A 23,097-nucleotide genomic window follows, 5' to 3' on the forward strand; every position below is an offset into this window, starting at 1 on the left:
TCCACATGGTCGCCGGGATCGACCTGCGGCAGACGATGACCCAAATGGCCAACGGGGCTTCGCCCCAGCCGTCTGGGAGCTTGTCACTTCAACTGTGTAAAGATCGCTCGTTGTAGATGGAGAGTCTTGTTTACCTGATCCTCCATGGGTAAGCGGTATCGAGTTCAGTGAGGGCTTCGCGCCATCCCATGGTGCGTTGTCCCTCGATGAGGCGTACGGGCTGATCGGAGCGCTTGCCGGTCTTCTCTCTGCGTGCGGCGCGTTCGCGGGCGCGCTTGTCCTCGATGGTGATGATGGCCAGCCAGAGCAGTTTGACCACGGCGTCATCGCCGGGGAAGTGACCCCGCGCCTTGGTGACTTTGCGCAGATGGTAGTTCAACGACTCGATCCCGTTCGTGGTGTACAGCAGTTTGCGCACCGGCGGGCTGAAGGCGAAGAACGGTGTGAAGCGGTCCCAGGCGCTCTCGAAGACGCGGACGGCCTGGGGGTACTTACAACCCCACGGGCTGGCGGCGAACTCGGCCAGCGCGTCGAAGGCCGCGTCCGGCGTGGCCGCGGTGTAGATCTTCCTGAGATCCGCGGCCACGGGCGAGGCATCGCGGCGGGCCACCGGGCGCAGCGCGTTGCGGATCAGATGGACCACGCAGGTCTGCACGGTGGTGTTCGGGAACGCGGTGTGGATGGCCTCTTCGAATCCGGCCAGGCCGTCGCAGCATGCGATGAGGATGTCGCGCACGCCCCGGTTCTTCAGGTCGGTGATGACCGACGCCCAAAATCGGGCGCCTTCGCCGGCGGTGGCGCAGGTGGCGGATGTTGCGGACGGTCATGCCGTGGGCCCGCTCCAGCACCGCCTTGACCAGCTCGCCGAGCATCGAGTCCTCGCCGGTCAGGCGCAGCCCGCCGCGGCCGTCGCTCGAGCGCTCCAGCAGCGCGTCCAGGATGTCGTCGCCGAGCAGGTCGCGCAGCGGGATCTCACCCGCCGCACCGGGAGGGGGATTTTCCCCGCCGTGATGAGCAGCAGTGGTCGAAAGCCGTGGCGTGTCCCGATCCGGCCTGGTCGCCGCGAGAGCGGCCTTTCTGCGTGTTGCGGACATTGGTCGCACTCTCCCCCGAGATAGTGCATGAGTTCTAGCCGAGCAATCTACAGTGCGTGACCGCTTACACACTTGATGCGATACCCCCGTTGCGGCTGCCGATCCGGGTCCCCGGCAAGGTCGGCAAGGCCTACCGATCGGGGGCCAACCTCACCCTGGGCGCACCCACCGGCAGCGACACCTGGGAGCGGTTCCTGACCGACCGGACCACCGGCGCGTGAAGCGCGACCGGTCGAGCCGGAGCCGCCCCTGAGGTGGAAATCTGGGGAAACGTCGACCTTGACACTCGGCGGACTGCGCGTCACGCTTGTTGCGTTAAGCGCATGATGTTGCATTATGCGCAACATCTCGTCTGGAGGTGGGAATGACGGGCCCCCGCGTCGTCATCATCGGAGCCGGCGTCGTCGGGGCGGCACTCGCCGACGAGCTGTCCGCCCGTGGCTGGTCCGACATCACCGTCGTAGACCAGGGCCCGGTGCCCGCGACCGGGGGATCCTCGTCCCACGCCCCCGGGCTGGTCTTCCAGATCAACGGGTCGAAGACCATGTCCGAGCTCGCCCGGTACACGGTGGAGAAGTTCAGCGCGCTCGACCTGGACGGCGAGCCCTGCTTCCTCCAGGTCGGCGGGCTGGAGGTGGCGACCACCCCCGAGCGGCTCGCCGAGCTGCACCGCCGCCACGGCTGGGCCACGGCATGGGGGATCGAGACCCGGCTGCTGACCCCGGAGGAGTGCGCCGAGCGCCACCCGCTCGTCGACCCCGACGTCGTGCTGGGCGGCCTGCTCATCCCCACCGACGGCCTGGCCAGGGCCGTACACGCGGTCGAGGCGCAGCTGCGGGCGGCCCGCTCCCGGGGGGTGCGGGTCCTGGAACGGCACGAGGTGCTGGACGTCCGGACGGAGGACGGCCGTGTCACCGGGGTGGTGACCGACCAAGGTGAGATCGCCGCCGACATCGTGGTCTGCTGCGCCGGCATCTGGGGTCCGCGGATCGCCCGCATGGTCGGGCTGCCCCTCCCGCTCACCCCGCTCGCGCACCAACTCGCCTGGACCGGCCCGGTGCCGGCCCTGGCCGGGCGTACGGACGAGGCGACGCTGCCGATCCTGCGCCACCAGGACGCCGACCTCTACTACCGGCAGCGTTTCGGCGAGATCGGCATCGGCTACTACGGGCACCGGCCCATGCCGGTCGACGCCGACGACATCGCGTCCGTCGACGAGGCCGAGGTGATGCCGTCGGTGCTCACCTTCACCCCCGACGACTTCGCCGACGCCTGGACCGAGACGCGCCGGCTGCTGCCCGCCACCCGCGAGGCCGAGATCGCCGAGGGCATCAACGGGCTGTTCTCCTTCACGACCGACCACCTGCCTCTGCTGGGGGAGTCCCCGGACGTCAGGGGTTTCTGGGTCGCCGAGGCGGTGTGGGTGACCCACTCGGCCGGCGTCGGCCGGGCGATGGCCGAGTGGTTGGTCGACGGCCACTGCTCATCCTTCGACCTGCACGACTGCGACCTGGGCCGCTTCGAGCCCCACCAGCTCGCGCCCGACTACGTGCTGGCCCGCGACTGCCAGAACTACGTCGAGGTCTACGACATCCTCCACCCGCTCCAGCCGATGGAGGATCCCCGGCCGCTGCGCACCAGCCCGTTCTACCCGCGCCAGCGTGAGCTGGACGCCTTCTTCCTGGAGGCCGCCGGCTGGGAACGCCCGCAGTGGTACGGCGCCAACGCCCACCTGCTCGACGGCCGGGATGTCCCCGTGCCGAACGACTGGGCCGCGCGCTACTGGTCGCCGATCGTGGCCGCCGAGGCCCAGGTCTCCCGCGAGTCCGTGGCCCTCTACGACATGACCGCGCTGAAGCGGATCGAGGTCTCCGGACCCGGCGCGGTGGCCCTCCTCCAGCGCCTGACCACTGGTGACATGGACAAGTCCGTCGGCTCGGTGACGTACTGCCTGCTGCTCGACGTCGACGGAGGCATCCGCAGCGACATCACGGTGGCCCGGCTCGGCCGCGACCTGTTCCAGGTCGGCGCCAACGGCAACCTCGACCTCGACTGGCTGCGCCGCCACGCCGACGACACGGTCATGATCCGCGACGTCACGGCGGGCACCTGCTGCGTCGGCGTGTGGGGCCCGCTCGCCCGCGACCTCGTGCAGCCGCTCGCCGACGCGGACTTCTCCAACGAGGCCTTCCGCTACTTCCGGGCGAGGCGCGCCCACATCGGCAACGTCCCGGTCACCGCGCTGCGGCTGTCGTACATCGGCGAGCTCGGCTGGGAGCTCTACACCACGGCCGACATGGGCGCCAAGCTGTGGGACACGCTCTGGGCGGCCGGTCGGCCGTACGGGATCATCGCGGGCGGCCGGGGCGCGTTCACCAGCCTGCGCCTGGAGAAGGGGTACCGTGCCTTCGGCACCGACATGACCTTCGAGCATGATCCGTACGAGGCCGGGCTCGGCTTCGCCGTCAAGATGGACAAGGGCGACTTCATCGGCCGCGCCGCGCTGGAGGAGCGTGCCGCCTCCGTCCGCCGCAGGCTCGCCTGCCTGACCATCGACGACCCCGCCGACGTCGTGATGGGGAAGGAGCCGGTGTACGACGGCGCGACCCGCGTCGGCTACGTCACCAGCGCGGCGTACGGATACACGATCGGCAAGGGCATCGCCTACGCCTGGCTGCCCGCCGAGCTCGCGACCCCGGGCAGGTCACTGGACATCGGCTACTTCGATCGAAGGGTGGCCGCCGTCGTCGCCGAGGAGCCTCTGTACGATCCGGCGATGAAGCGCCTCCGTGCATAGGGGCTCCGTGCATGCGGGCCTCCGTGCGTCACATGCGACGAAAGGCTGGAAACGGTGAACGAACCGTTGATCGACACCCCGCTCGCCGAGGTCGACCCCGCGATCGCCGCCGCGATCGGCGACGAGCTGCGCCGTCAGCGCGGCACGCTGGAGATGATCGCCTCGGAGAACTTCGCCCCCGTCTCGGTCATGGCGGCGCAGGGCTCGGTGCTCACCAACAAGTACGCCGAGGGCTACCCGGGCAGGCGCTACTACGGCGGCTGCGAGCACGTCGACGTGGTCGAGGCGCTCGCGATCGACCGGGTCAAGGAGCTCTTCGGCGCGCAGGCCGCCAACGTGCAGCCGCACTCGGGCGCGCAGGCCAACGCCGCGGTGATGGCCGCGCTGCTGGAGCCGGGGGACACGATCCTCGGGCTCGACCTGGCCCACGGCGGCCACCTCACGCACGGCATGCGGATCAACTTCTCCGGCAGGCTGTACAACGTGGTCGCCTACCACGTCCGGCAGGAGGACAACCTCGTCGACATGGACGAGGTGGCCCGCCTGGCCCACGAGCACCGGCCCAAGATGATCATCGCGGGCTGGTCGGCCTACCCCCGTCACCTGGACTTCGCGGCCTTCCGGCGGATCGCCGACGAGGTCGGGGCGTACCTCATGGTCGACATGGCGCACTTCGCCGGCCTGGTCGCCGCCGGGCTGCACCCCTCGCCCGTGCCGCACGCCCACGTGGTGACCACCACCACGCACAAGACACTCGGCGGGCCGCGCGGCGGGGTGATCCTGTCGACCGAGGACCTGGCCAAGAAGATCAACTCTGCGGTGTTCCCCGGTCAGCAGGGCGGGCCGCTCGAACATGTGATCGCGGCCAAGGCCGTCTCCTTCAAGATCGCGGCGAGTGAGTGGTTCCGCGACCGTCAGCGGCGCACGCTGGAGGGCGCGCGGGTCCTCGCCGACCGGCTGCTCGTCGCCGACGTCGCCGAGGCGGGCGTACGCGTGCTGACCGGCGGGACCGACGTCCACCTCGTGCTGGTCGACCTGCGCGAGTCCGAGCTGGACGGCAGGCAGGCCGAGGACCGGCTGCACGAGGCCGGCATCACGGTCAACCGCAACGCCGTGCCGTTCGACCCGCGGCCGCCGATGGTCACCTCCGGTCTGCGGATCGGCACGCCGGCCCTGGCCACCCGCGGGTTCGCCCGGCCCGAGTTCGAGGAGGTCTCCGACGTGATCGCGCAGGTGCTGCGGCCGGGCGCCGACCTGGCGGCGCTGCGCGAGCGGGTCGGCGCCCTCGCCGCGAAGCATCCCCTCTACCCGGAACTGACCTGATGACAGAGAATCTCCCGGATCATCCGGACTGGCTGTGGGCCGCCGCCGAGCCGAAGCGCTCGTACGACGTAGTGATCGTCGGCGGCGGCGGCCACGGCCTCGCCACCGCCTACTATCTGGCGAAAAATCACGGCATCACGAACGTCGCGGTGCTGGAACGCGGCTGGCTCGCCGGCGGCAACATGGCGCGCAACACGACGATCATCCGGTCCAACTACCTGTGGGACGAGAGCGCGGGCATCTACGAGCACGCGCTCAAGCTCTGGGAGGGATTGGAGGACGATCTCGGCTACCCGCTGCTGTTCAGCCAGCGCGGCGTGCTCAACCTCGCCCACAGCCTGCAGGACGTGCGTGACAGCGTCCGGCGCGTCCACGCCAACCGCCTGAACGGCGTGGACGCCGAGTGGCTCGAACCGGAGCAGGTCAAGGAGGTCTGCCCCATCGTCGAGATCTCCCCGGACGTGCGCTATCCCGTGCTCGGCGCGACCTATCAGCCGCGGGCCGGCATCGCCAAGCACGATTACGTGGCGTGGGGGTTCGCCCGCGCCGCGGCGGCGTACGGCGTGGACCTGATCGAGAACTGCGAGGTCACCGGGCTGGACGTGCGCGACGGCCGGGTGACCGGGGTGCGGACCACCCGGGGCCCGATCGCGGCGGGCAAGGTCGCGCTGTGCGCGGCCGGCCACTCATCGGTGGTCGCCGCGATGGCCGGGGTGGCGCTGCCGCTGCAGAGCCACCCGCTGCAGGCGCTGGTGTCGGAGCTGCTGGAGCCGGTGCACCCGACCGTGGTCATGTCCAACGCGGTGCACGTCTACGTCAGCCAGGCCCACAAGGGGGAGCTGGTCATGGGGGCGGGCATCGACGCGGCCAACTCCTACCGCCGGCGGGGAGCGTTCCACATCATCGAACGCCAGATGGCCGCCGCGCTGGAACTGTTCCCGGTGTTCGCCCGCGCTCACGTGCTGCGGACGTGGGGCGGGGTCGTCGACGTCACCCCCGACGCCTCGCCGATCGTCGGGCTCACGCCGGTCGACGACCTGTACGTCAACTGCGGCTGGGGCACCGGCGGCTTCAAGGCCACCCCCGGGGTCGGCTGGTGCTACGCGCACACGGTCGCGCACGGCGAGCCGCATCCGCTCAACGCACCCTTCTCCCTCGACCGATTCACCACCGGGGCGCTCGTCGACGAGCACGGCGCCGCCGCGGTCGCCCACTGATTCCGCTTGCCGCGTCGCTACAGGAGCCCGTACGAATGCTGCTGATCCCCTGCCCCTGGTGCGGGCCGCGTGACGAGATCGAGTTCCACTACGGCGGTCAGGCGCACGTGGCCTATCCGGAGGACCCGGCCGCCCTCTCCGATGAGGAGTGGGCACGCTACCTGTTCTTCCGGGACAACCCCAAGGGCCGCCTCGCCGAGCGCTGGAGCCACTCGGCGGGCTGCCGCCGCTGGTTCAACGTCGTACGGGACACCGCGACCAACGAGATCCACGCCGTCTACCGGATCGGCGAGCCCCGGCCGGTGATCGCATGACATCGCGCCCGGGTGAGGTGGTGCGGTTCCGCTTCGACGGCCGCGACTACGAGGGCCGCAGGGGAGACACGCTGGCGGCCGCATTGTTGGCCAACGGCGTCCGGCGGGTGGCCACCAGCGTGAAGCTCGGCCGGCCCAGGGGGATCTTCTCGGCGGGCGGTGAGGAGCCGAACGCGCTCGTCCAGATCGAGACGCCCTTCCCCGAGCCGATGCTGCCCGCCACGACCGTCGAGATCTATGACGGCCTGGTCGCCACCGGCCTGCCCGGAAAGGGCCGGCTCGCCGACCGGCCGGACCCGGCGCGGTACGACACCGTGCACGCCCACTGCGACGTGCTCGTGGTCGGGGCGGGACCGGCCGGGCTGATGGCCGCCGCCGAGGCCGCCCGCGGCGGCGCCAGGGTGATCCTCGCCGACGAGCGGCCCGAGCCCGGCGGCAGCCTGCTCGGCACCGCCGAGACCGTCGACGGCCTGCCCGGCCGTCGCTGGGCCGCCGAGCGCGTCGCCGAGTTGGACGGCCTCGCCGATGCGCGGGTGCTGTGCCGCACCACCGTCTTCGGCCACTACGACGACAACTACCTGGTCGCGGTCGAGCGGCGGACGAACCATCTGGGCGCCGCCGCGCCCGCCGCGACGGCGCGTGAGCGGATCTGGCGGATCCGGGCCCGGCGGGTGGTGCACGCGACCGGAGCCCACGAGCGGTTCCCGGCCTTCGCCGGGAACGACCTGCCCGGTGTCATGCTCGCCGGAGCGGCCCGCACCTACGTCAACCAGTACGGCGTGCGGCCCGGGCGGCGCGCGGTCGTCTTCACCACCAACGACAGCGCCTATCCCGCCGCGCTCGATCTGGCCGCGGCCGGGATCGAGATCGCCGCGATCGTCGACGTGCGGCGGGCGCCGGGCGAGGAGTGGGTGCGCCGGTGCGCCGAGCGCGGCATCGACGTGCTCACCGGGCATGTGGTGACGGCCGCTCGGGGAGAGGGTGAGCTCTCCTCCGTCGTGATCGCCCCGGAGGAGGGTGGGCAGGCCCGGGACGTGCCCGCCGACCTGCTGCTCGTCTCCGGCGGCTGGACTCCGGTCGTCCACCTGTTCAGCCAGGCGGGCGGCACGCTGCGGTTCGACGAGGAGATCGGCGCGTTCGTGCCCGGTGACACTCAGGCTCGCGACATCCACCAGGCGGTGGAGGTCGCCGGGTCGGCCCGGGGCGTACCGACCCTGTCCGGCTGCCTGCGCGACGGCGCCGAGGCCGGTCGGCGGGCGATCGCCGCGGCGGGCTTCGCCGTACCGGACCAGGCTCCGCCGCCGGCGGTCGAGAACGAGCCCGCGGCGGCGCCCGCGCGGCACCTGTGGCTGGTGCCCGCCGCCGACGGTGACGGGGGCGACTACCGCGAGCACTTCGTCGACCTGCAGCGGGACGTGACCGTCGCCGACGTGCTGCGCGCGACCGGGGCCGGGCTGCGCTCGGTCGAGCACGTCAAGCGGTACACCACCGCCGGGACGGCCCACGACCAGGGCCGGACCTCCGGACTGCTGACCAGCGCGATCACCGCGCACGCCCTGGGCCTCGACGTGGCCGACCTCGGCGTGACGACCTTCCGCGCGCCCTACGCGCCGGTCTCCTTCGCGGCGCTGGCCGGGCGCGACCGGGGGCACCTGCACGACCCGGTGCGTGTCACCGCCATGCACGACTGGCACGTGGCCCGCGGCGCGCCGCTGGAGAACGTCGGGCAGTGGAAGCGGCCGTGGTACTACCCGTTGGACGGGGAGGACATGACGGCCGCGGTGCTGCGCGAGTGCCGGGCGGCCCGCGAGGACGTGGCGATGATGGACGCCTCGACGCTCGGCAAGATCGACGTGATCGGGCCGGACGCCGCCGAGTTCCTCGACCGGCTCTACACGAACATGATGAGCACGCTGCCCGTCGGCTCGATCCGGTACGGCGTGATGTGCCGCCCCGACGGCATGGTCTTCGACGACGGCACGGTCATCCGCCTGGCCGAGGACCATTTCCTCGCCACCACGACCACCGGCAACGCGGCGGCCGTGCTCGACTGGATGGAGGAGTGGCTGCAGACCGAGTGGCCCTCGCTGCGGGTGCACTGCACGTCGGTCACCGAGCAGTGGGCGACGGTGGCGCTCGTCGGGCCGCGCTCGCGCGAGGTCCTCGCCGGTCTCGCTCCGGGCCTCGACGTGGACAACGCGAGCTTCCCGTTCATGACCTGGCGGGACGCCGAGGTCGCCGGCATCCCCGCGCGGGTGTGCCGGATCAGCTTCTCCGGCGAGCTCGCCTACGAGATCAACGTGCGCTCCTGGTACGGCCTCGCGCTCTGGGAGGCGGTCAACGCCGCGGGCGTCACGCCGTACGGGACGGAGACCATGCACGTCCTGCGTGCGGAGAAGGGATATCCCATCATCGGGCAGGACACCGACGGCACCGTCACCCCGCAGGACCTCGGCATGGCCTGGGTGGTGTCGAAGAAGAAGGCCGACTTCATCGGCAAGCGTTCCTTCGGCCGGGCCGACACCGCGCGGCCGGATCGCAAGCAGTTCGTCGGGCTGCTGCCGGAGGACACCGGGTGGCTGCCGCCCGAGGGCGTTCACCTGGTGGAGCCGGGCGGCTCCCGGGCGCTCGGCCACGTCACCTCCAGCTACCGGAGCGCCGCCCTCGGACGGACCTTCGCGCTCGCGCTGATCAGCGGCGGGCGCGAGCGCGTCGGCGAGCGGCTGCATGCGGTGATGGGGGAGGAGATGATCCCGGTGACGGTCACCCATCATGTTCTGTACGACCCGGAAGGAGCACGCCGCGATGGCTGAGCCCAGGAGTGCTGAGCGCAGGAGTCCGCTGGCCGGGTTCGCGGCCGGGTTCGAGGCGGCGAGCGCGGGCGGGGCGCTGCGCCTGGCCGAGATCCCCTTCCTGACGCAGCTCAACCTCCGGGTGGATCCCAAGAGCCCCGCGGCCGAGCGGATCGGCCGCGCGCTCGGCACCGCACTGCCCGTTGAGCCGGGCAGTGCCGTACGGTCCGGGGACCTGACCGTGCTGTGGCTCGGCCCCGACGAGTGGCTCGTCCTCGGGCCGGACGACGGCGAGAGCGGGGCCGGCGGCGTGGGGCCGCATGATCGGTTGGTGGAGGCGGCGGGATCGGCGGACGGTCACGTCTCCGTCGTGGACGTCTCGGCACAGCGGACGACGCTGGTGCTCGCAGGCGCGCGGGCACGTGACGTGCTGGCCCACGGCTGCGCGCTCGACCTGCATCCCCGGGTCTTCGGCCCCGGCCGGTGCGCGCAGACGCTGCTGGCGCGTGCCCAGGTCGTGCTCGTCGCCCGGGAGACAGACGAGTTCTGGGTGCTGTGCCGCTCGTCCTTCGCCGGCTACGTCGCCGAATGGCTCCTCGACGCCGCCGCCGAACACGTCACCTGACACGAAGCCGGCGATCCATCGTCACGGCAAGCGGGTGATCACCGCCGAAGGCCGCCCGTCCCGGTCGCTTTCGGGGCCGGGACGGACGGAGAAACGGCAGATCAGCCGGTGATCGAGGTGATGAAGTCCGGGTTGGCGCTCAGCCACTCGTCCACGGCCTTCTCCTCCTCGCCCTCCTTGTGGGTGTTGAGGACCAGGTCCTCCAGGGAACCGAGCTGCTCGTCGGTCATGGTGAACTTCTTCAGCCAGCCGGCGACCTCGGGCAAGTCGGCGGCGAAGCCCTTGCGGCCGATCGCGTGGATCTCCTCGGCCGCACCGAGCAGGCCCTTGGGGTCTTCGAGGTCCCGGACCGGGAACTTGGCGTAGGCCCAGTGGGGGCGCCACAGGGTGACCGCGATCGGCTTCTCGGCCTCGACGGCCTTCTTCAGCTCGGCCAGCATGGCCGCGGTGGACGACTTCAGCAGCTTGTAGTCGCCGTCCAGGCCGTAGCCGGGCATGACCTCCTGCTCGGTGACCCGGGTCAGACCGGCGCCGGGCTCGATGCCCACGATCTTCCCGCCCAGGTCACCGGCCTTGGCCTTGAGGTCCTCGACGGTCTTGACGTCCGTCATGTAGTCCGGCACCGCCAGGGTGAGCTTGGCGTTGTCGTACCAGACCTGCAGGTCCTCCAGCTTGTCGCCGTACTGCTTCCAGTAGTCGGCGTGCGTGATGGGCTGCCAGGAGTCGAAGAACAGGTCGATGTCGCCCTTGGCCAGGCCGGCGTAGAGCGGGGCCACGTCGGGGTTGAGCAGCTTGACCTCGTAGCCCTTGGTCTCGAGGATCTTCTTCCACAGGTGGGTGACGACGATGTCCTCGTCCCAGGGGATCCACCCGATCGTGACGGCCTTCTTGGGGGTGTCGGCGCCCGCCGTGGCGGTGGTGGCCGACTCGTCGCCGGTGCCGCAGCCCACGGCGAGCACAGCGAGGGTGGTGACAGCAGCGATTATGGTCAGGAGGCGGCGAGGGCCTCTGACGGTGCGCACGGTTGAGATCCTTCCTTACAGGGGGTACTGCTCTTGCTTGCGGCGGTTCGTCTTGCCCGTGGCGCGTTCATGCGTACTGGGCGGTCCTTTCCGCGCGCGCGACGGCGGAGCGGGCGCCCAGCGCGGCGGTCACACGGTCGAGGTAGATGGCGAGGATCACCACGGCCAGGCCGCCCTCGAAGCCCTTGGCGATCTGCAGCCGGGTGATGCCCTCCAGCACGACTTCGCCGAGCCCGCCCGCGCCGACCATTCCGGAGATGACCACCATGGACAGGGCGAGCATGATGACCTGGTTGACCCCGGCCATGATGGACGGCAACGCGAGAGGAATCTGCACCCGGCTCAGGATCTGCGCGGGTGGCGTGCCGAATGCCTCGCCGGCCTCCACCATCTCGGGGTTCACCTGCCGGATGCCGAGTTCGGTGAGGCGTACCCCGGGCGGCATGGCGAAGATGATCGTGGCGACGATGCCGGGTACGACCCCGATGCTGAACAGCATCACGGCGGGGATCAGGTAGACGAAAGCCGGCATCGTCTGCATGAAGTCGAGCACCGGCCGGATCGCCTTGCTGAAGGCGTCGTTCCGGGCGGCCAGCACGCCGAGGGGGAATGCGGCCGCCCCGGCCACCAGACTGGCCACCAGGACCAGCGCCAGGCTGGTCATCGCGGCCTCCCACTGGCCCAAGGCGTCGATCAGCGCCACCATGGCCAGCGAGATCAGGCCGAACCGCCAGCCGCGCAGCCACCAGCCGAGGCAGGCCAGCAGGGCGATCGTGACGAGTGTGGGCGGGGCGAGGAGTGCCGATACCAGGGTCGAGACCGCGCCGTCGAGGACTGCCTCCACCAAGGTGAACACCGGCGCGAGGTTGGCGGTCAGCCAGTCCACGCCGCTCTCGAACACCTCACCCACCGGGATACGGGGCAGTTGGCCGTCAGCCAAGGGGCACCTTCCGCTCTTCGGTCTGGCTGGTCGCGAGTGCGTTGAGCAGGGTCTCCCGGGGGATCACGCCGAGCAGCCCGCCGGCGTCGTCCACGACGGCGAGGGGCGCCGGGCTCTGCGCGGCGGGGACGAGCAGCTCCGCGAGTGGGGCCCGGGCGGATACGGTGATCCCCTTGTCCAGGGTCAGTGCCTCGCCGGGCGGCAGCATGATGGCCTGCGCGGTGAGGACCGCACTTCGGTCGACGTCCTGAACGAACCGGGCGACATAGTCGTCGGCGGGGTCGGTGAGGATCTCCTGTGGGGTGCCGATCTGCACGATCCGGCCCTCCCGCATCATGGCGATGCGATCGCCGATGCGCATGGCCTCCGCCAGGTCGTGGGTGATGAACACGATGGTCTTGTCCAGACTCCGCTGAAGGCTCAGCAGCTGGTCCTGCATATCGCGGCGGATCAGCGGATCCAGGGCGCTGAAGGCCTCGTCCATCAGCAGGATGTCGGTCTCGGCGGCCAGCGCGCGGGCCAGGCCGACCCGCTGGCGCATCCCGCCGGACAGCTCGCCCGGCAGCCGGTCCGCCCAGTCCGTCAGGCCGACCAGGCCGAGAAACTCACGGGCCTTGGCCAGCCGCTCCGCCTTCGGGACTCCGCGCGCCTCCAGGGCGTAGGCCGCGTTCTCCACCACGCTGCGGTGGGGGAACAGGGCGAAGTTCTGGAAGACCATGCTCACCGCGCGCTGCCGGAGGTTTCGCAGCTTCTTCGCTCCCAGTGAGGTGATCTCTTCCCCGGAGACATGGACGCGGCCCGATGAGGGAGTGCACAGGCCGTTTAACATCCGGAGCAGAGTGGACTTTCCAGACCCGGAAAGCCCCATGATTACGAATATCTCTCCTGGTTGCACATCGAACGTGGCATCGAGCACGGCGGGTGTGGCTCCGGCGGCTCGGATGTCCTCGGCGGAAGCCCCTGTGGAGATCAGGCGAGCGACCTGCCCGGGTTTCCTCGAGAAAATCTTGTTGACTCCCTCGGCGCGTATTTCTGGCACGTGGTTGTTGCGCCTTGCGGCGTGTCCTCCCCTGAGTGAAATCGGTTCGGGCCGAGATTTCGAGGATAGTCAGAGGAGCTTCACATGCCAGGGGCCTCCAGGAGCCGGGGGTCACGAGACGGTGGCGGGGAGGCAAAGACCGCCGTGACCTGGAGGTGATAGGTGCGTCGGGCCAGAGCTCGCTCCAGTGTGTGACTCATATCACAGAAATTTATTCTACGTTGATTTTTCGCTGACTTTGTGCATGCGTCATGTCGTGGATCTGGAGGGGTCCGCCCGCGGGACCACACGCCCATGCTCTGCCCGGATTCGCCCGAGTCATCTCAGCTGGCGTATGGGGAATGAACTGGAGATGGGTTCGCCTGCTGGCTTTCAGAACGAGATCTACCTGAACGGGTTGGGCGACGTGCGACCGGAGTTGCCCGCCGACCTCACCGTGCTGGAGCGGCTCGCGGGGGAGCGGCTCGCCCCGGCCGCGTACGGCTATGTGGCGGGGGCGGCGGGCACCGAGTCGACGGCCCGCGCGAACCGGGAGGCGTTCGAGCGCAGGCGGCTCGTGCCGCGCATGCTGCGCGACGTCGCCGTACGGGACCTGTCGGTACGGCTTCTCGGGCAGACGCTGCCGGTCCCGTTGCTACTCGCGCCGATCGGCGTCCTGGCGATCATGCATCCCGACGGGGACCTCGCCGTGGCGCGTGCCGCCGCGGACCTGGGCGTGCCGCTCGTGGTGAGCACGGCGGCCTCCCACTCCATGGAGCAGGCCGCCGAGGCGAACGCCGGCGGCCTTCGGTGGTTCCAGCTCTACTGGTCGAGTGATCGGGACGTGGTGGTGAGCTTCCTGACGCGGGCGTCCGCCGCCGGATATACGACGCTCGTCGTCACGCTGGACACGCACACTCTCGGCTGGCGGCCACGCGACCTCGATCTGGCGTACCTGCCGTTCCTGCGCGGCATCGGCGTGACCAACTACTTCACCGACCCGGCGTTCCAGCGGGCCGTCGGCGGCCCGTTCGATGGCGACGGAGCCGACCGGGAGGCCGCCATCATGCGCTGGGCCGGCACGTTCGGCGATCCCTCGCTCACCTGGGACGACCTGGCTTTCCTGCGTGAGCACTGGGACGGGCCGATCATGCTCAAGGGCATCCAGCATCCGGACGACGCGCGGCGGGCCGTGGACGCGGGCATGGACGGCGTCGTCGTGTCCAACCACGGCGGCAGGCAGGTCGACGGCGCGATCGGCTCGCTCGACGCGCTGCCCGGGGTGGCCGCCGCCGTCGGAGACCAGATCACCGTGCTGTTCGACAGCGGCATACGTACGGGCTCCGACGTGATCAAGGCGCTTGCTCTGGGGGCGAAGGCCGTCATGCTGGGCCGTCCGTACGCCTACGGCCTCGGCCTGGCGGGAGAGGCCGGGGTGCGGCACGTGATCCGCTGCCTGCTGGCCGAACTGGAGATCGCCATGGCACTGGTCGGCGTCACCTGCCCGGCCGAGATCACCCCAGAGTTGCTCACTTCGACCTGAGCGCTACGGGAGAACGGACCGTACCGCCTCGGGCGAGCGGCCGACCACCGCCGTTCCGTCGTCGGCCGTGATGATCGGCCGTTGGATCAGGGAGGGGTGCGCGGCCAGGGTCTCGATCCACCGCGCACGATCCGCCTGCTCCCGCGGCCACGACGCCATGCCGAGATCGATCGCGGGTGGCTCGCCGAGGCGGGTGACGTCCCAGGGCTCCAGCTTGAGCCGGTCCAGCACGTCCTCGATCTCCTGGGTGCTTGGCGGCTCCTCCAGGTAGTACCGAACGATGTACTCCGCGCCCTCGGCGTCCAGGAGCGACAGCGCGGACCGGCACTTCGAGCAGGCCGGATTGATCCAGATCTCCATACGCCCATTGTCTCCGCAGCCGCCGCCCCCGAGGCCCAGGGGCGGAGACCAACACGGTCAACACGAACACCACAGCCGCCCTGAACACTCCCGTGATCTTGCAGATACTCGCAGGCAGGCCTCCTGACGTGCCCTTATGCATTACGTGATCTTGCGGTTGGTCGCGAAATGCAAGATCACGAACGATGTTTTCGCTGATGGGAGGGAGGGGTTGCGAGAAACTGCAAGATCATCAAATGTGAAGTGCCTGCTCTCGGCACCTACATGCGAGTATTCGCAAGATCACGGGGGGTGGGGGGTAGGGGTCGGTCCCGCTAAGTGAGGCGTGAGGGCGGGGTTAGCCTGGGGATATGGATGTCGCCGACGGGAAATATCACCTGGGGACGCAGTCTGGCCGGTTCCTCGTCAGGACGAGCCGGACGGGGCTGGGCGCCAAGGCCGGCCACGACCTCGTCATCGAGGTCACGCGCTGGGACGGGGAGGCCGTGGTCGACACCGGCGACCCGGCGGCCTCCTCGCTGACCGTGCAGGCCGAGGCAGGCTCGCTCGAGGTCCGGGAGGGCACCGGGGGCGTGAAACCGCTCACCGTCTCCGATCGCCGGGAGATCGAGAAGAACATCCGGGAGAAGGTCCTCCATACCGGGGAGCACCCGACGATCGCCTTCCGATCGACCCGCGTCGACGGTGCTCCGGAGTCGTTCCGGGTGGAAGGCGATCTCACGATGGTCGGGGTGACCCGTCCGGTGACCCTGGACTGCCGGTTCGCCGACGGCCGGGTGCAGGGGACGGCGACGGTCACCCAGAGCCGATGGGGGATCAAGCCCTATTCGGCGTTCTTCGGCGCGCTCAAGCTCAGTGACGACGTCGAGGTGCGGTTCGACGTCGGACTGGCCGCCGCGCCCTCGACGTCATGAGGACCGGGCCTCGGCGGTCTGGGCTTCGACCTGGGCCAGCATGACGTTCTCTCCTGTCGTCCAGCCGCCGTCGACGGCCAGTTCCGCGCCGGTCACGTACGACGAGTCGGCGGAGACGAGGAAGGAGATAGCCTCGCCGATCTCCTCCGGCACGCCGACGCGGCCGAGGGCGGCGAGAGGGAACAGGCCCTCTCCCAGCTGGGTGACCTCGGCGGTCATCGGCGTGTAGGTCATGCCGGGATGAATCGAGTTGACCCGGATGCGGTAGCGACCGAGCTCGACGGATGCGATCTTCGTGAGGCCGCGCACGCCCCATTTGGAGGCCCCGTAAGCGGACGTGAACGGCAGGGCGGTCAGGCCCGCCGCCGACGAGATGTTGACGATCGAGCCGCCGCCGGCCGCCTTCATCGGCTCGATGACGGCCTTGATCCCGAGGAAGACGCCGGTCAGGTTGATCTTGAGCACCTGTTCGAAGTATTCGAGGCTCTCGTTCTCGATCAGGCTGTTGCAGGCGACCCCGGCATTGTTGACCAGGCCGTCGATCCTGCCGTAGGCGCCTGTCACGGTCTCGACGACCGAGGCCCAGCCGGCCTCGCTGGTCACGTCGTGCTGGACGAACAGCCCGCCGAGAGCGTCGGCGGTCTTACGGCCGTCCTCCTCCAGCAGATCAGCGATCACCACCTTCGCGCCGTCTTGGGCCATGCGGGCGGCCGCCGCGGCTCCGATGCCGCGTGCGCCGCCGGTCACGATGACTACCTTGTCCTGCAGACCGGACATCTTGCTTCCCTGACTGTTCGATTGCCTATGATTGGAACCCGCCCGGCTGACGCCTCAGCGCGATGCCTCGAAACGACGCGTCAAGCCGACGCCCCCGCCGGTACGGAGCCCAGCACGGCCGGGGCGAGGCGGGCGCGCTGCCAGGCGGCGTCGCCGAACAGCTGGGCCGCGGAGTGGGCGCGCTTGAAATACAGGTGGGCGTCGTGCTCCCAGGTGAATCCGATGCCGCCGTGGAGCTGGATGGTCTCGGCCGCCACGGTCGAGAACGCCTCCGCGCAGTACGCCTGCGCGGTCGTGGCGCGTACGCCGGCGTCGGGCGCGTCCTCGGCGAGCGCGTGTGCGGCGTCGTAGCTGAGCGACCGGGCGGATTCCACCAGCACGTAGAGGTCCGCCAGCCGGTGCTTGATCGCCTGGAACGAGCCGATCGGCCTGCCGAACTGCTCCCGCGTCTTGACGTAGTCGAGCGTCATCTCCAGGCAGCGCTGCGCGCCGCCGAGCTGCTCGGCGCTGAGCGCGGTGGCGGCCACCGCGAGCAGCCGGTCCAGGACGCGGTCCCCGTCGGCGGACAGCAGCCGCGCGGGGGCGGCTTCGAAAGTCACCCGGGCCTGGGGGCGGGTCCGGTCGAGCGTGGTCAGCGGCTCCACCCGTACGCCCGCCGAGGACGGCTCGACAGCGTAGACGGCGAGATCGCCGTCCTCCGTCCGGGCGGGCACGATGAACAGATCGGCGCGGGCACCGTCGAGCACGTGCTCCTTCACCCCGGTGAGGGTGACACCGGTGGGTCCGCCGGCTTCGGCGCGGGTGCTGATCGCGGCCGGATCCCAGGGTCCGGAAGCTCCGTTCTCGGCCCAGGCCAGCGCACCGACGCGGCTGCCGTCGGCGAGGTCGGGCAGCGCCTCGACAGCCCCGCACGCGAGCAGCGCCTGGGTGGCCAGGACCGCCGAGCCCAGATAGGGCACGGCGGCGAGGGACCGGCCCAGCTCCTCGCACACCACGTGGGTCTCGGCCAGGGTGCAGCCCGCTCCGCCGTGCTCCTCCGGTACGGCGAGGCCGGCGGCGCCCACCTGCTCGGCGAGCAGCGTCCATGCGGCTTCGTCGTAGCCGGGCTCGGCGTCCGGCGCCGGCCGCGCCGGAGGGTTGCGCTCGAGCAGGGCGCGCACCGTACGGCGCAGTTCCTCCTGCTCGTCCATGCTGATCAAATCAGTCTCCTCGGTCGGGGGTTCGACTCGCTCGCGACGTGCGGCTACGACTACTCCATGTCGTCGGGGCCCCAGTGGGCCTCCATGCGGGAGATCTTGCCGTGCTCGTCGAAGGTCATGACGTCGATCACCCGGATGCGCTTGGCCGCGCCCTCCAAGGCGAGCTCGACGGTGAACGCCATCGCGGCGCGGTCGCCGTGCGAACCCCGGATCGGGGTGTCCAGGCTGAGCTTGGCACCGGTCTTGACGCCCCCCTCGTAGAACGCGCGGATCGCGTCCCGGCCCTCGTGCGGGGGCGTGCCGTAGGGGTCGACGATGACGGCGTCGTCGGCGAAGAGCGCGATGATCGCCTCGGCGTCACCGGCGTTCCAGGCGTCGATGTAACCCTGGAGCGCTTCCTTGGGAGTGGGCATGTCGGGTTCCTCCTTGGTCTTCACAGGGCCGGCCCGCTGCCGATGGGATGCACTCGCGGTGCGAGTACGGCTGCCCATCAGGCCGAGGTTAGGGCCGGACCACGCGGGGTGGATCGCACGTCCCGGTCATCGGGAGGACTCCCGGGGGGTGGGACACCCCGATAGTTTCTAACAATCGTTTGGTAGAGTAAACCCTGTGAATCAGGACGAGACGTTCAGGGCCGAGGGGTTCAGAGCCGAGGTGCGCGCCTGGCTGGAGGACAACCTCTCGGGTGAGTTCGCGCACGCCCGCGGGCTGGGCGGCCCCGGCCGTGAGCACGAGGCGTTCGACATCCGGCTCGCCTGGGAGCGGCACATGGCCGCCGCGGGCTGGACCTGCGTCGGCTGGCCCAAGGAGCATGGCGGGCGCGGCGCGAGCGTCGAGCAGCAGGTCATCTTCCACGAAGAGTACGCCCTCGCCGACGCGCCGGCGCGGGTGAACCATATCGGGGAGAACCTGCTCGGCCCGACGCTCATCGCGTTCGGCACCGACGAGCAGCGCGCACGTTTCCTGCCGCCGATCGTGGCGGTCGAGGAGCTGTGGTGCCAGGGCTACTCGGAGCCCAACGCCGGCTCCGACCTGGCCAACGTGCAGACCCGAGCCGAGCTCGACGGCGACCGATGGCGGATCACCGGGCAGAAGGTGTGGACCTCCCTCGCGCTCGAGTCCGACTGGAGCTTCGTGGTGTGCCGCACCGAGCCCGGGTCCGCCCGTCACCGCGGGCTGTCCTACCTGCTCGTGCCGATGCGGCAGGACGGGGTGGAGATCCGCCCGATCGTGCAGATGACCGGCACGAGCGAGTTCAACGAGGTCTTCTTCGACGACGCGGTCACCGACGCGGGCGACATCGTGGGCGCACCGGGCGACGGCTGGAAGATCGCCATGGCCACCCTCGGGTTCGAACGCGGCGTGGCCACCCTCGGCCAGCAGGTCGGCTTCCGCCGCGAGCTCGAGGGGGTCATCGATCTCGCCCGCCGGACCGGCGCGATCGACGACCCGCTGCTGCGCGACCGGCTGGTCCGGTCCTGGATCGGGCTGGAGGCCATGCGGTCGAACGCGGTCCGTTCCATGGCGGGCATCGCGGCGGGGGCCCCGGGCCCCGAGTCGTCGATCTCCAAGCTCGTCTGGGGCATCTGGCATCGGGAGCTGGGCGAGCTGGCGATGGACGTGCTCGGCGCGGCCGGCATGATCGCCGACGGCGGGCCGTACGACCTGAACGACTGGCAGCGGCTCTATCTGTTCACCCGCTCCGACACGATCTACGCGGGCTCCAACGAGATCCAGCGCAACATCATCTCCGAGCGGGTGCTGGGCCTGCCCCGCGAGGCCCGCTGACCCGGATCACGGCACATATCGGACCCGGAATCGAAGGGCCGGCCCCAGGCGGGGCCGGCCCTTCGTGCCATCCGCGCCCGGCGGGTTCCCAGGCGGCCGGTTCCCGCTCACCGGGAAACCCCTTATTTCGAATCGGGACATTTCGCCTAGCGTACTGACGACCGACCCGTGCGCTAGGGACACGACCTAGAGGCGTAGCAGCGAGGAGCGAACGAACATGACCGAGCAGGAGGTCCTCGAGGCCGTGCGCGGCCTCATTCCCGCGATCAGGGAGCGGGCCGCCGAGGCCGAGGAGGCCCGCCGGATCCCGGACTCCACCGTGAAGGAGCTGGCCGAGGCCGGGTTCTTCCGGCTGCTGCAGCCCAAGCGCTACGGCGGCGTCGAGGCCGACCCCGTGACGTTCTACACGGCGGTCAAGGAGATCGCCGCCGCCTGCGGATCCACCGGCTGGATCGCCTCGGTCCTCGGCGTGCACCCGTGGCAGCTGGGGCTGTTCCCGGTTCAGGCGCAGGAGGACGTCTGGGGGGAGACCCCGAACGCGCGGATCTCGTCCTCCTACGCGCCCACCGGAAAGATCACTCCTGTGGAGGGCGGCTTCCGGGTCAGCGGGCGCTGGAGCTTCTCCTCCGGCTGCGACCACGCCGACTGGGTGTTCCTCGGCGGCCTGATCACCGGGCCGGACGGCGCCCCGGTCGACATGCGGACCTTCCTGCTGCCGCGCTCGGACTACCGGATCGACGACGTGTGGAACGTCATCGGCCTGAGCGGCACCGGCAGCAACGACATCGTGGTCGAGGACGCCTTCGTGCCGGAGCACCGCACGCTGAGCTTCTCCCTCACCTCCGCGTGCGACTGCCCCGGCAACGAGGTCAACACCGCCGCGCTGTACCGGCTGCCGTTCGCCGCCGTGTTCAGCACCACGATCAGCACGCCGATCGTCGGCATGGCCCAGGGCGCGCTGGACGCGTACGTGAAGCACACCAAGCAGCGCATCAGCGTCTCGTACGGGAACAAGGTGGCGGAGGACCCGCACGCCCAGGTCCGCATCGCCACCGCGTCGAGTGAGATCGACGCCGCCTGGGCGCTGATGGAGCGCAACATCAGCGAGCTGCTGCGGCACGCCGAGGCCGGGCAGGAGCTCCCGTTCGAACTGCGGCTGCGCACCCGCCGTGACCAGGTCCTCGCCACCCAGCGGTGCATCAAGGCCGTCGACATGCTGTTCGAGAGCGCCGGCGGCCGCGCCCTCGCGCACGGCAACGCCATCCAGCGCGGCTGGCGGGACGCGCACGCGGGCCGGGTCCACGCCGTCAACGACCCGGAGCGCGCGCTGACCATGTACGGCAAGGGCCTTCTCGGCTTCCCGGTCGCCGACAACATGATCTGACGCCCTGTCCGAGATCCCCACCAGGAGTAACTGCCATGATTCACTCTCTCGGTTACCTGCGGTTCGAGACCGCGAAGCTCGACGAGTGGCGCGCCTTCGCCACCGAGGTGCTCGGCCTGGTCGCCACCACCGGTCCACGCGAGGACGCGCTGTACCTGCGGATGGACGAGCACGCCTCCCGGTTCACGTTCCTGCCCGGCGAGACCGACCGGCTGCTCGCGACCGGCTGGGAGGCGCCCAACCGGGCCGCCTTCCGCGAGGTCGTCGCGCGCCTCGAGGCCGCCGGCCACGAGGTCACGCCCGGCACGGCCGAGGAGGCCGTGGACCGCCGGGTCGAGGAGCTGGCCCACGTGGACGACCCGAACGGCAACCACCTGGAGATCTACTACAACCCGGTGCTGGACCACAGCCCCGTGATCACCACGCACGGCCAGAGGTTCATCACCGATGACCTGGGGCTCGGCCACGTGGTTGTCTCGGCGTCGGACATCGAGGCGTCCTTCACCTTCTACACCGAGGTCCTCGGCTTCCGGCACCGCGACTCGATGCGGTTCCCCGCGGCGACGTTCGGCGGACCCGAAGGCACGATGAACTGGGTGCGCTTCCTCGGCTGCAACCCCCGCCACCACAGCCTGGGGCTGTGCGAGGTTCCGATGCCCGCCGCGATCTTCCACTTCATGCTGGAGATGGAGGAGCTCGACGACGTGGGCCGCGGCCTGGACCGGTTCACCGCGCGGAAGATCCCGGTGCTGCAGTCGCTGGGCCGGCACACCAACGACAAGATGGTCTCCTTCTACGCCGCCACTCCCGGCGGGTTCCAGGTGGAGTACGGCACCGGCGCGATCCGGGTCGACGACGCCACCTGGTCGGTCAAGGAGATCACCGAGGACGCCTACTGGGGTCACGCCTACAACGCGTGATCGACGGCCCGGCTCAGCTCGGTGAGCAGTCCGTCGGTCTGGGCCTGCGGCCGTACGGCGATCCGCAGGTGGTCGGGGCCCAGACCGGGGAAGGTGTCGGCCCGGCGGACCGCGATCCCGGCCGCGCGCAGCCGCTCGCGGACCTTCAGCCCGCCGGGCAGGCGGACGAGCACGAACGAGGCCGACGACGGCGCGGCGACCTCGATCCCGAGGTCGGCGAGACCGGCCAGCAGATGGGCGCGCTGCTCGCCGAGCAGCACCGCCGCCCGCTCGGCCTCGGCCAGCGCGGCGGGTGAGCAGCAGGCGACCAGCGCGGCCAGCGCCGGACTGGACACCGACCACAGCGGCTGCGCCCGCGCCAGCGTGCGGACCATCGCCGGTTCCGCCAGCAGGTAGCCCACGCGCAGCCCGGCCAGCCCCCACGTCTTGGTCAGGCTGCGGAGCACGACGAGGCCGGGGAGGTCCCGTCGCCCCGCGAGGCTGCCACGCTCGCCCAGGACGGTGTCGATGAACGCCTCGTCCACGACGAGGGTCCGGCCCGGCCGGGCCAGCCGCACCAGATCGGCGGGATCGTGCAGCACACCCGTGGGGTTGGTCGGATTGCCGAGCACGACCAGGTCGGCGTCGGAGGGGATCAGGTTGGGCCGAAGGCCGTACGGCTCCGGCAGCACCACCCGCTCGACGTCGTGCCCGGCCGTGCGCAGCGCCGCCTCGGGCTCGGTGAACGACGGATGCACGCACACCGCGCGGCGTGGCCGCAGCGCCCGGGCGAGCAGCACGAACGCCTCGGCCGCGCCCGCGACGGGCAGGACCTCCTCGGCGGGCCGGCCGTGCCGGGCGGCCACCGCGGCGGTCGCGGTGGCCGGGTCCGGGTAGCGGCCGAGCGTGCCGAGTGCGTCCACGAGCACGGCGCGCAGCCACTCCGGCGGCGCGGCCAGGCGCACGTTGACGGCGAAGTCGAGCATTCCCGGCGCGGCCTCGGCGTCGCCGTGGTGCCGCAGGTCGTAGTCGTTCACGGGGTCGTTCACGGGGTCGTTCACGGGGTTGTTCACGGGGTCGTTCACGGGTGC

19 protein-coding genes and 2 pseudogenes are annotated in these 23,097 nt (G+C 70.6%); 12 read left to right on the forward strand and 9 right to left on the reverse strand.

Features of this window, described 5'->3' with window-relative positions; genetic code table 11:
* Positions 1-130 precede the first annotated feature (130 nt).
* Positions 131-971, reverse strand: a pseudogene (locus ACFHYQ_RS26885) (IS256 family transposase).
* Positions 972-1,150: 179 nt separating this feature from the next.
* On the opposite strand from ACFHYQ_RS26885, the gene ACFHYQ_RS26890 reads away from it, so the two are divergent.
* From ACFHYQ_RS26890 to ACFHYQ_RS26920, 7 genes are all read left to right on the forward strand, one after another.
* On the forward strand, positions 1,151-1,315 hold the full coding sequence (locus ACFHYQ_RS26890; protein ID WP_394303931.1) for a hypothetical protein: 165 nt from the start codon (positions 1,151-1,153) through the stop codon (positions 1,313-1,315).
* Positions 1,316-1,458: 143 nt separating this feature from the next.
* Positions 1,459-3,891 carry a GcvT family protein gene (locus tag ACFHYQ_RS26895; RefSeq protein ID WP_394303932.1) on the forward strand — a complete coding sequence of 811 codons (2,433 nt, stop codon included), beginning with the start codon at positions 1,459-1,461 and terminating at the stop codon, positions 3,889-3,891.
* A gap of 54 nt (positions 3,892-3,945) precedes the next feature.
* Positions 3,946-5,214, forward strand: a complete 1,269-nt coding sequence (glyA, locus tag ACFHYQ_RS26900) for a serine hydroxymethyltransferase (RefSeq protein WP_394303933.1) — start codon at positions 3,946-3,948, stop codon at positions 5,212-5,214.
* Entirely contained in the window at positions 5,214-6,431 is a 1,218-nt protein-coding gene (locus ACFHYQ_RS26905) for a sarcosine oxidase subunit beta family protein (RefSeq protein ID WP_394303934.1), read from the forward strand. Before glyA ends, ACFHYQ_RS26905 begins: the two co-directional genes overlap by 1 nt.
* Positions 6,432-6,466: 35 nt before the next feature.
* The gene (locus ACFHYQ_RS26910) at positions 6,467-6,745 is read left to right on the forward strand and encodes a sarcosine oxidase subunit delta (protein ID WP_394303935.1); all 279 of its coding nucleotides are present in this window, start codon (positions 6,467-6,469) and stop codon (positions 6,743-6,745) included.
* A complete protein-coding gene (locus tag ACFHYQ_RS26915; RefSeq protein ID WP_394303936.1) occupies positions 6,742-9,558 on the forward strand; it encodes a 2Fe-2S iron-sulfur cluster-binding protein in 2,817 nt (938 codons plus the stop codon). Before ACFHYQ_RS26910 ends, ACFHYQ_RS26915 begins: the two co-directional genes overlap by 4 nt.
* The gene (locus ACFHYQ_RS26920) at positions 9,551-10,162 is read left to right on the forward strand and encodes a sarcosine oxidase subunit gamma (protein ID WP_394303937.1); all 612 of its coding nucleotides are present in this window, start codon (positions 9,551-9,553) and stop codon (positions 10,160-10,162) included. The genes ACFHYQ_RS26915 and ACFHYQ_RS26920 overlap by 8 nt, the downstream gene beginning before the upstream one ends.
* Positions 10,163-10,263: 101 nt before the next feature.
* On the opposite strand, the gene ACFHYQ_RS26925 is transcribed toward ACFHYQ_RS26920, so the two are convergent.
* From ACFHYQ_RS26925 to ACFHYQ_RS26935, 3 genes and pseudogenes are all read right to left on the reverse strand, one after another.
* The gene (locus tag ACFHYQ_RS26925) at positions 10,264-11,184 is read right to left on the reverse strand and encodes a glycine betaine ABC transporter substrate-binding protein (RefSeq protein ID WP_394303938.1); all 921 of its coding nucleotides are present in this window, start codon (positions 11,182-11,184) and stop codon (positions 10,264-10,266) included.
* A gap of 67 nt (positions 11,185-11,251) precedes the next feature.
* A pseudogene (locus ACFHYQ_RS26930) lies at positions 11,252-11,974 on the reverse strand (ABC transporter permease); the annotation flags it as partial.
* A 142-nt stretch (positions 11,975-12,116) separates the two neighbouring features.
* Positions 12,117-13,163 (reverse strand): quaternary amine ABC transporter ATP-binding protein, encoded by a 1,047-nt coding sequence (locus tag ACFHYQ_RS26935; protein ID WP_394303939.1) that lies wholly within the window; start codon positions 13,161-13,163, stop codon positions 12,117-12,119.
* Between the two features lie 352 nt (positions 13,164-13,515).
* Between ACFHYQ_RS26935 and ACFHYQ_RS26940 the strand changes: the two genes are divergently transcribed.
* Positions 13,516-14,685, forward strand: a complete 1,170-nt coding sequence (locus ACFHYQ_RS26940; protein WP_394303940.1) for a lactate 2-monooxygenase — start codon at positions 13,516-13,518, stop codon at positions 14,683-14,685.
* A gap of 3 nt (positions 14,686-14,688) precedes the next feature.
* Here the strand turns inward: ACFHYQ_RS26940 and ACFHYQ_RS26945 are convergent, their stop codons facing one another.
* On the reverse strand, positions 14,689-15,045 hold the full coding sequence (locus ACFHYQ_RS26945) for an ArsC/Spx/MgsR family protein (RefSeq protein ID WP_394303941.1): 357 nt from the start codon (positions 15,043-15,045) through the stop codon (positions 14,689-14,691).
* 350 nt (positions 15,046-15,395) lie between these two features.
* Between ACFHYQ_RS26945 and ACFHYQ_RS26950 the strand changes: the two genes are divergently transcribed.
* Positions 15,396-15,959, forward strand: coding sequence for a YceI family protein (locus ACFHYQ_RS26950; protein ID WP_394303942.1), 564 nt, complete (start codon positions 15,396-15,398; stop codon positions 15,957-15,959).
* Here ACFHYQ_RS26950 and ACFHYQ_RS26955 read toward each other — a convergent pair.
* The 3 genes from ACFHYQ_RS26955 to ACFHYQ_RS26965 all read right to left on the reverse strand — a co-directional run bounded on the left by ACFHYQ_RS26955 (position 15,954) and on the right by ACFHYQ_RS26965 (position 18,426).
* Positions 15,954-16,736 (reverse strand): glucose 1-dehydrogenase, encoded by a 783-nt coding sequence (locus ACFHYQ_RS26955; protein ID WP_394303943.1) that lies wholly within the window; start codon positions 16,734-16,736, stop codon positions 15,954-15,956. The genes ACFHYQ_RS26950 and ACFHYQ_RS26955 overlap by 6 nt on opposite strands.
* An 80-nt stretch (positions 16,737-16,816) precedes the next feature.
* A complete protein-coding gene (locus ACFHYQ_RS26960; RefSeq protein ID WP_394303994.1) occupies positions 16,817-17,926 on the reverse strand; it encodes an acyl-CoA dehydrogenase family protein in 1,110 nt (369 codons plus the stop codon).
* A 59-nt stretch (positions 17,927-17,985) separates the two neighbouring features.
* The gene (locus tag ACFHYQ_RS26965; protein ID WP_394303944.1) at positions 17,986-18,426 is read right to left on the reverse strand and encodes an SgcJ/EcaC family oxidoreductase; all 441 of its coding nucleotides are present in this window, start codon (positions 18,424-18,426) and stop codon (positions 17,986-17,988) included.
* Between the two features lie 118 nt (positions 18,427-18,544).
* Between ACFHYQ_RS26965 and ACFHYQ_RS26970 the strand changes: the two genes are divergently transcribed.
* The 3 genes from ACFHYQ_RS26970 to ACFHYQ_RS26980 all read left to right on the forward strand — a co-directional run bounded on the left by ACFHYQ_RS26970 (position 18,545) and on the right by ACFHYQ_RS26980 (position 22,027).
* Positions 18,545-19,723, forward strand: a complete 1,179-nt coding sequence (locus ACFHYQ_RS26970) for an acyl-CoA dehydrogenase family protein (protein ID WP_394303945.1) — start codon at positions 18,545-18,547, stop codon at positions 19,721-19,723.
* A 217-nt stretch (positions 19,724-19,940) separates the two neighbouring features.
* The gene (hsaA, locus tag ACFHYQ_RS26975; protein ID WP_394303946.1) at positions 19,941-21,107 is read left to right on the forward strand and encodes a 3-hydroxy-9,10-secoandrosta-1,3,5(10)-triene-9,17-dione monooxygenase oxygenase subunit; all 1,167 of its coding nucleotides are present in this window, start codon (positions 19,941-19,943) and stop codon (positions 21,105-21,107) included.
* A 35-nt stretch (positions 21,108-21,142) separates the two neighbouring features.
* On the forward strand, positions 21,143-22,027 hold the full coding sequence (locus ACFHYQ_RS26980; RefSeq protein WP_394303947.1) for a VOC family protein: 885 nt from the start codon (positions 21,143-21,145) through the stop codon (positions 22,025-22,027).
* Here the strand turns inward: ACFHYQ_RS26980 and cobC are convergent.
* Positions 22,015-23,091 (reverse strand): Rv2231c family histidinol phosphate aminotransferase CobC, encoded by a 1,077-nt coding sequence (cobC, locus tag ACFHYQ_RS26985; RefSeq protein ID WP_394303948.1) that lies wholly within the window; start codon positions 23,089-23,091, stop codon positions 22,015-22,017. The two genes, ACFHYQ_RS26980 and cobC, sit on opposite strands and share 13 nt — an antisense overlap.
* Positions 23,092-23,097: the final 6 nt, after the last annotated feature.

It is taken from the genome of Sphaerimonospora cavernae, from assembly GCF_042435035.1.
In the GTDB taxonomy this organism is placed as follows: Bacteria; Actinomycetota; Actinomycetes; order Streptosporangiales; family Streptosporangiaceae; genus Sphaerimonospora; species Sphaerimonospora cavernae.

Excerpts from the sequence above, each read along its gene's own strand:
- ACFHYQ_RS26895 (WP_394303932.1), top strand. The coding sequence starts at position 1,459 with ATGACGGGCCCCCGCGTCGTCATCATCGGAGCCGGCGTCGTCGGGGCG.
- ACFHYQ_RS26905 (WP_394303934.1), top strand. The coding sequence starts at position 5,214 with ATGACAGAGAATCTCCCGGATCATCCGGACTGGCTGTGGGCCGCCGCC.
- ACFHYQ_RS26910 (WP_394303935.1), top strand. The coding sequence starts at position 6,467 with ATGCTGCTGATCCCCTGCCCCTGGTGCGGGCCGCGTGACGAGATCGAG.
- ACFHYQ_RS26915 (WP_394303936.1), top strand. The coding sequence starts at position 6,742 with ATGACATCGCGCCCGGGTGAGGTGGTGCGGTTCCGCTTCGACGGCCGC.
- ACFHYQ_RS26920 (WP_394303937.1), top strand. The coding sequence starts at position 9,551 with ATGGCTGAGCCCAGGAGTGCTGAGCGCAGGAGTCCGCTGGCCGGGTTC.
- ACFHYQ_RS26940 (WP_394303940.1), top strand. The coding sequence starts at position 13,516 with ATGGGTTCGCCTGCTGGCTTTCAGAACGAGATCTACCTGAACGGGTTG.
- ACFHYQ_RS26945 (WP_394303941.1), bottom strand. The coding sequence starts at position 15,045 with ATGGAGATCTGGATCAATCCGGCCTGCTCGAAGTGCCGGTCCGCGCTG.
- ACFHYQ_RS26950 (WP_394303942.1), top strand. The coding sequence starts at position 15,396 with ATGGATGTCGCCGACGGGAAATATCACCTGGGGACGCAGTCTGGCCGG.
- ACFHYQ_RS26955 (WP_394303943.1), bottom strand. The coding sequence starts at position 16,736 with ATGTCCGGTCTGCAGGACAAGGTAGTCATCGTGACCGGCGGCGCACGC.
- ACFHYQ_RS26960 (WP_394303994.1), bottom strand. The coding sequence starts at position 17,926 with ATGGACGAGCAGGAGGAACTGCGCCGTACGGTGCGCGCCCTGCTCGAG.
- ACFHYQ_RS26965 (WP_394303944.1), bottom strand. The coding sequence starts at position 18,426 with ATGGGCAGCCGTACTCGCACCGCGAGTGCATCCCATCGGCAGCGGGCC.
- hsaA (WP_394303946.1), top strand. The coding sequence starts at position 19,941 with ATGACCGAGCAGGAGGTCCTCGAGGCCGTGCGCGGCCTCATTCCCGCG.
- ACFHYQ_RS26980 (WP_394303947.1), top strand. The coding sequence starts at position 21,143 with ATGATTCACTCTCTCGGTTACCTGCGGTTCGAGACCGCGAAGCTCGAC.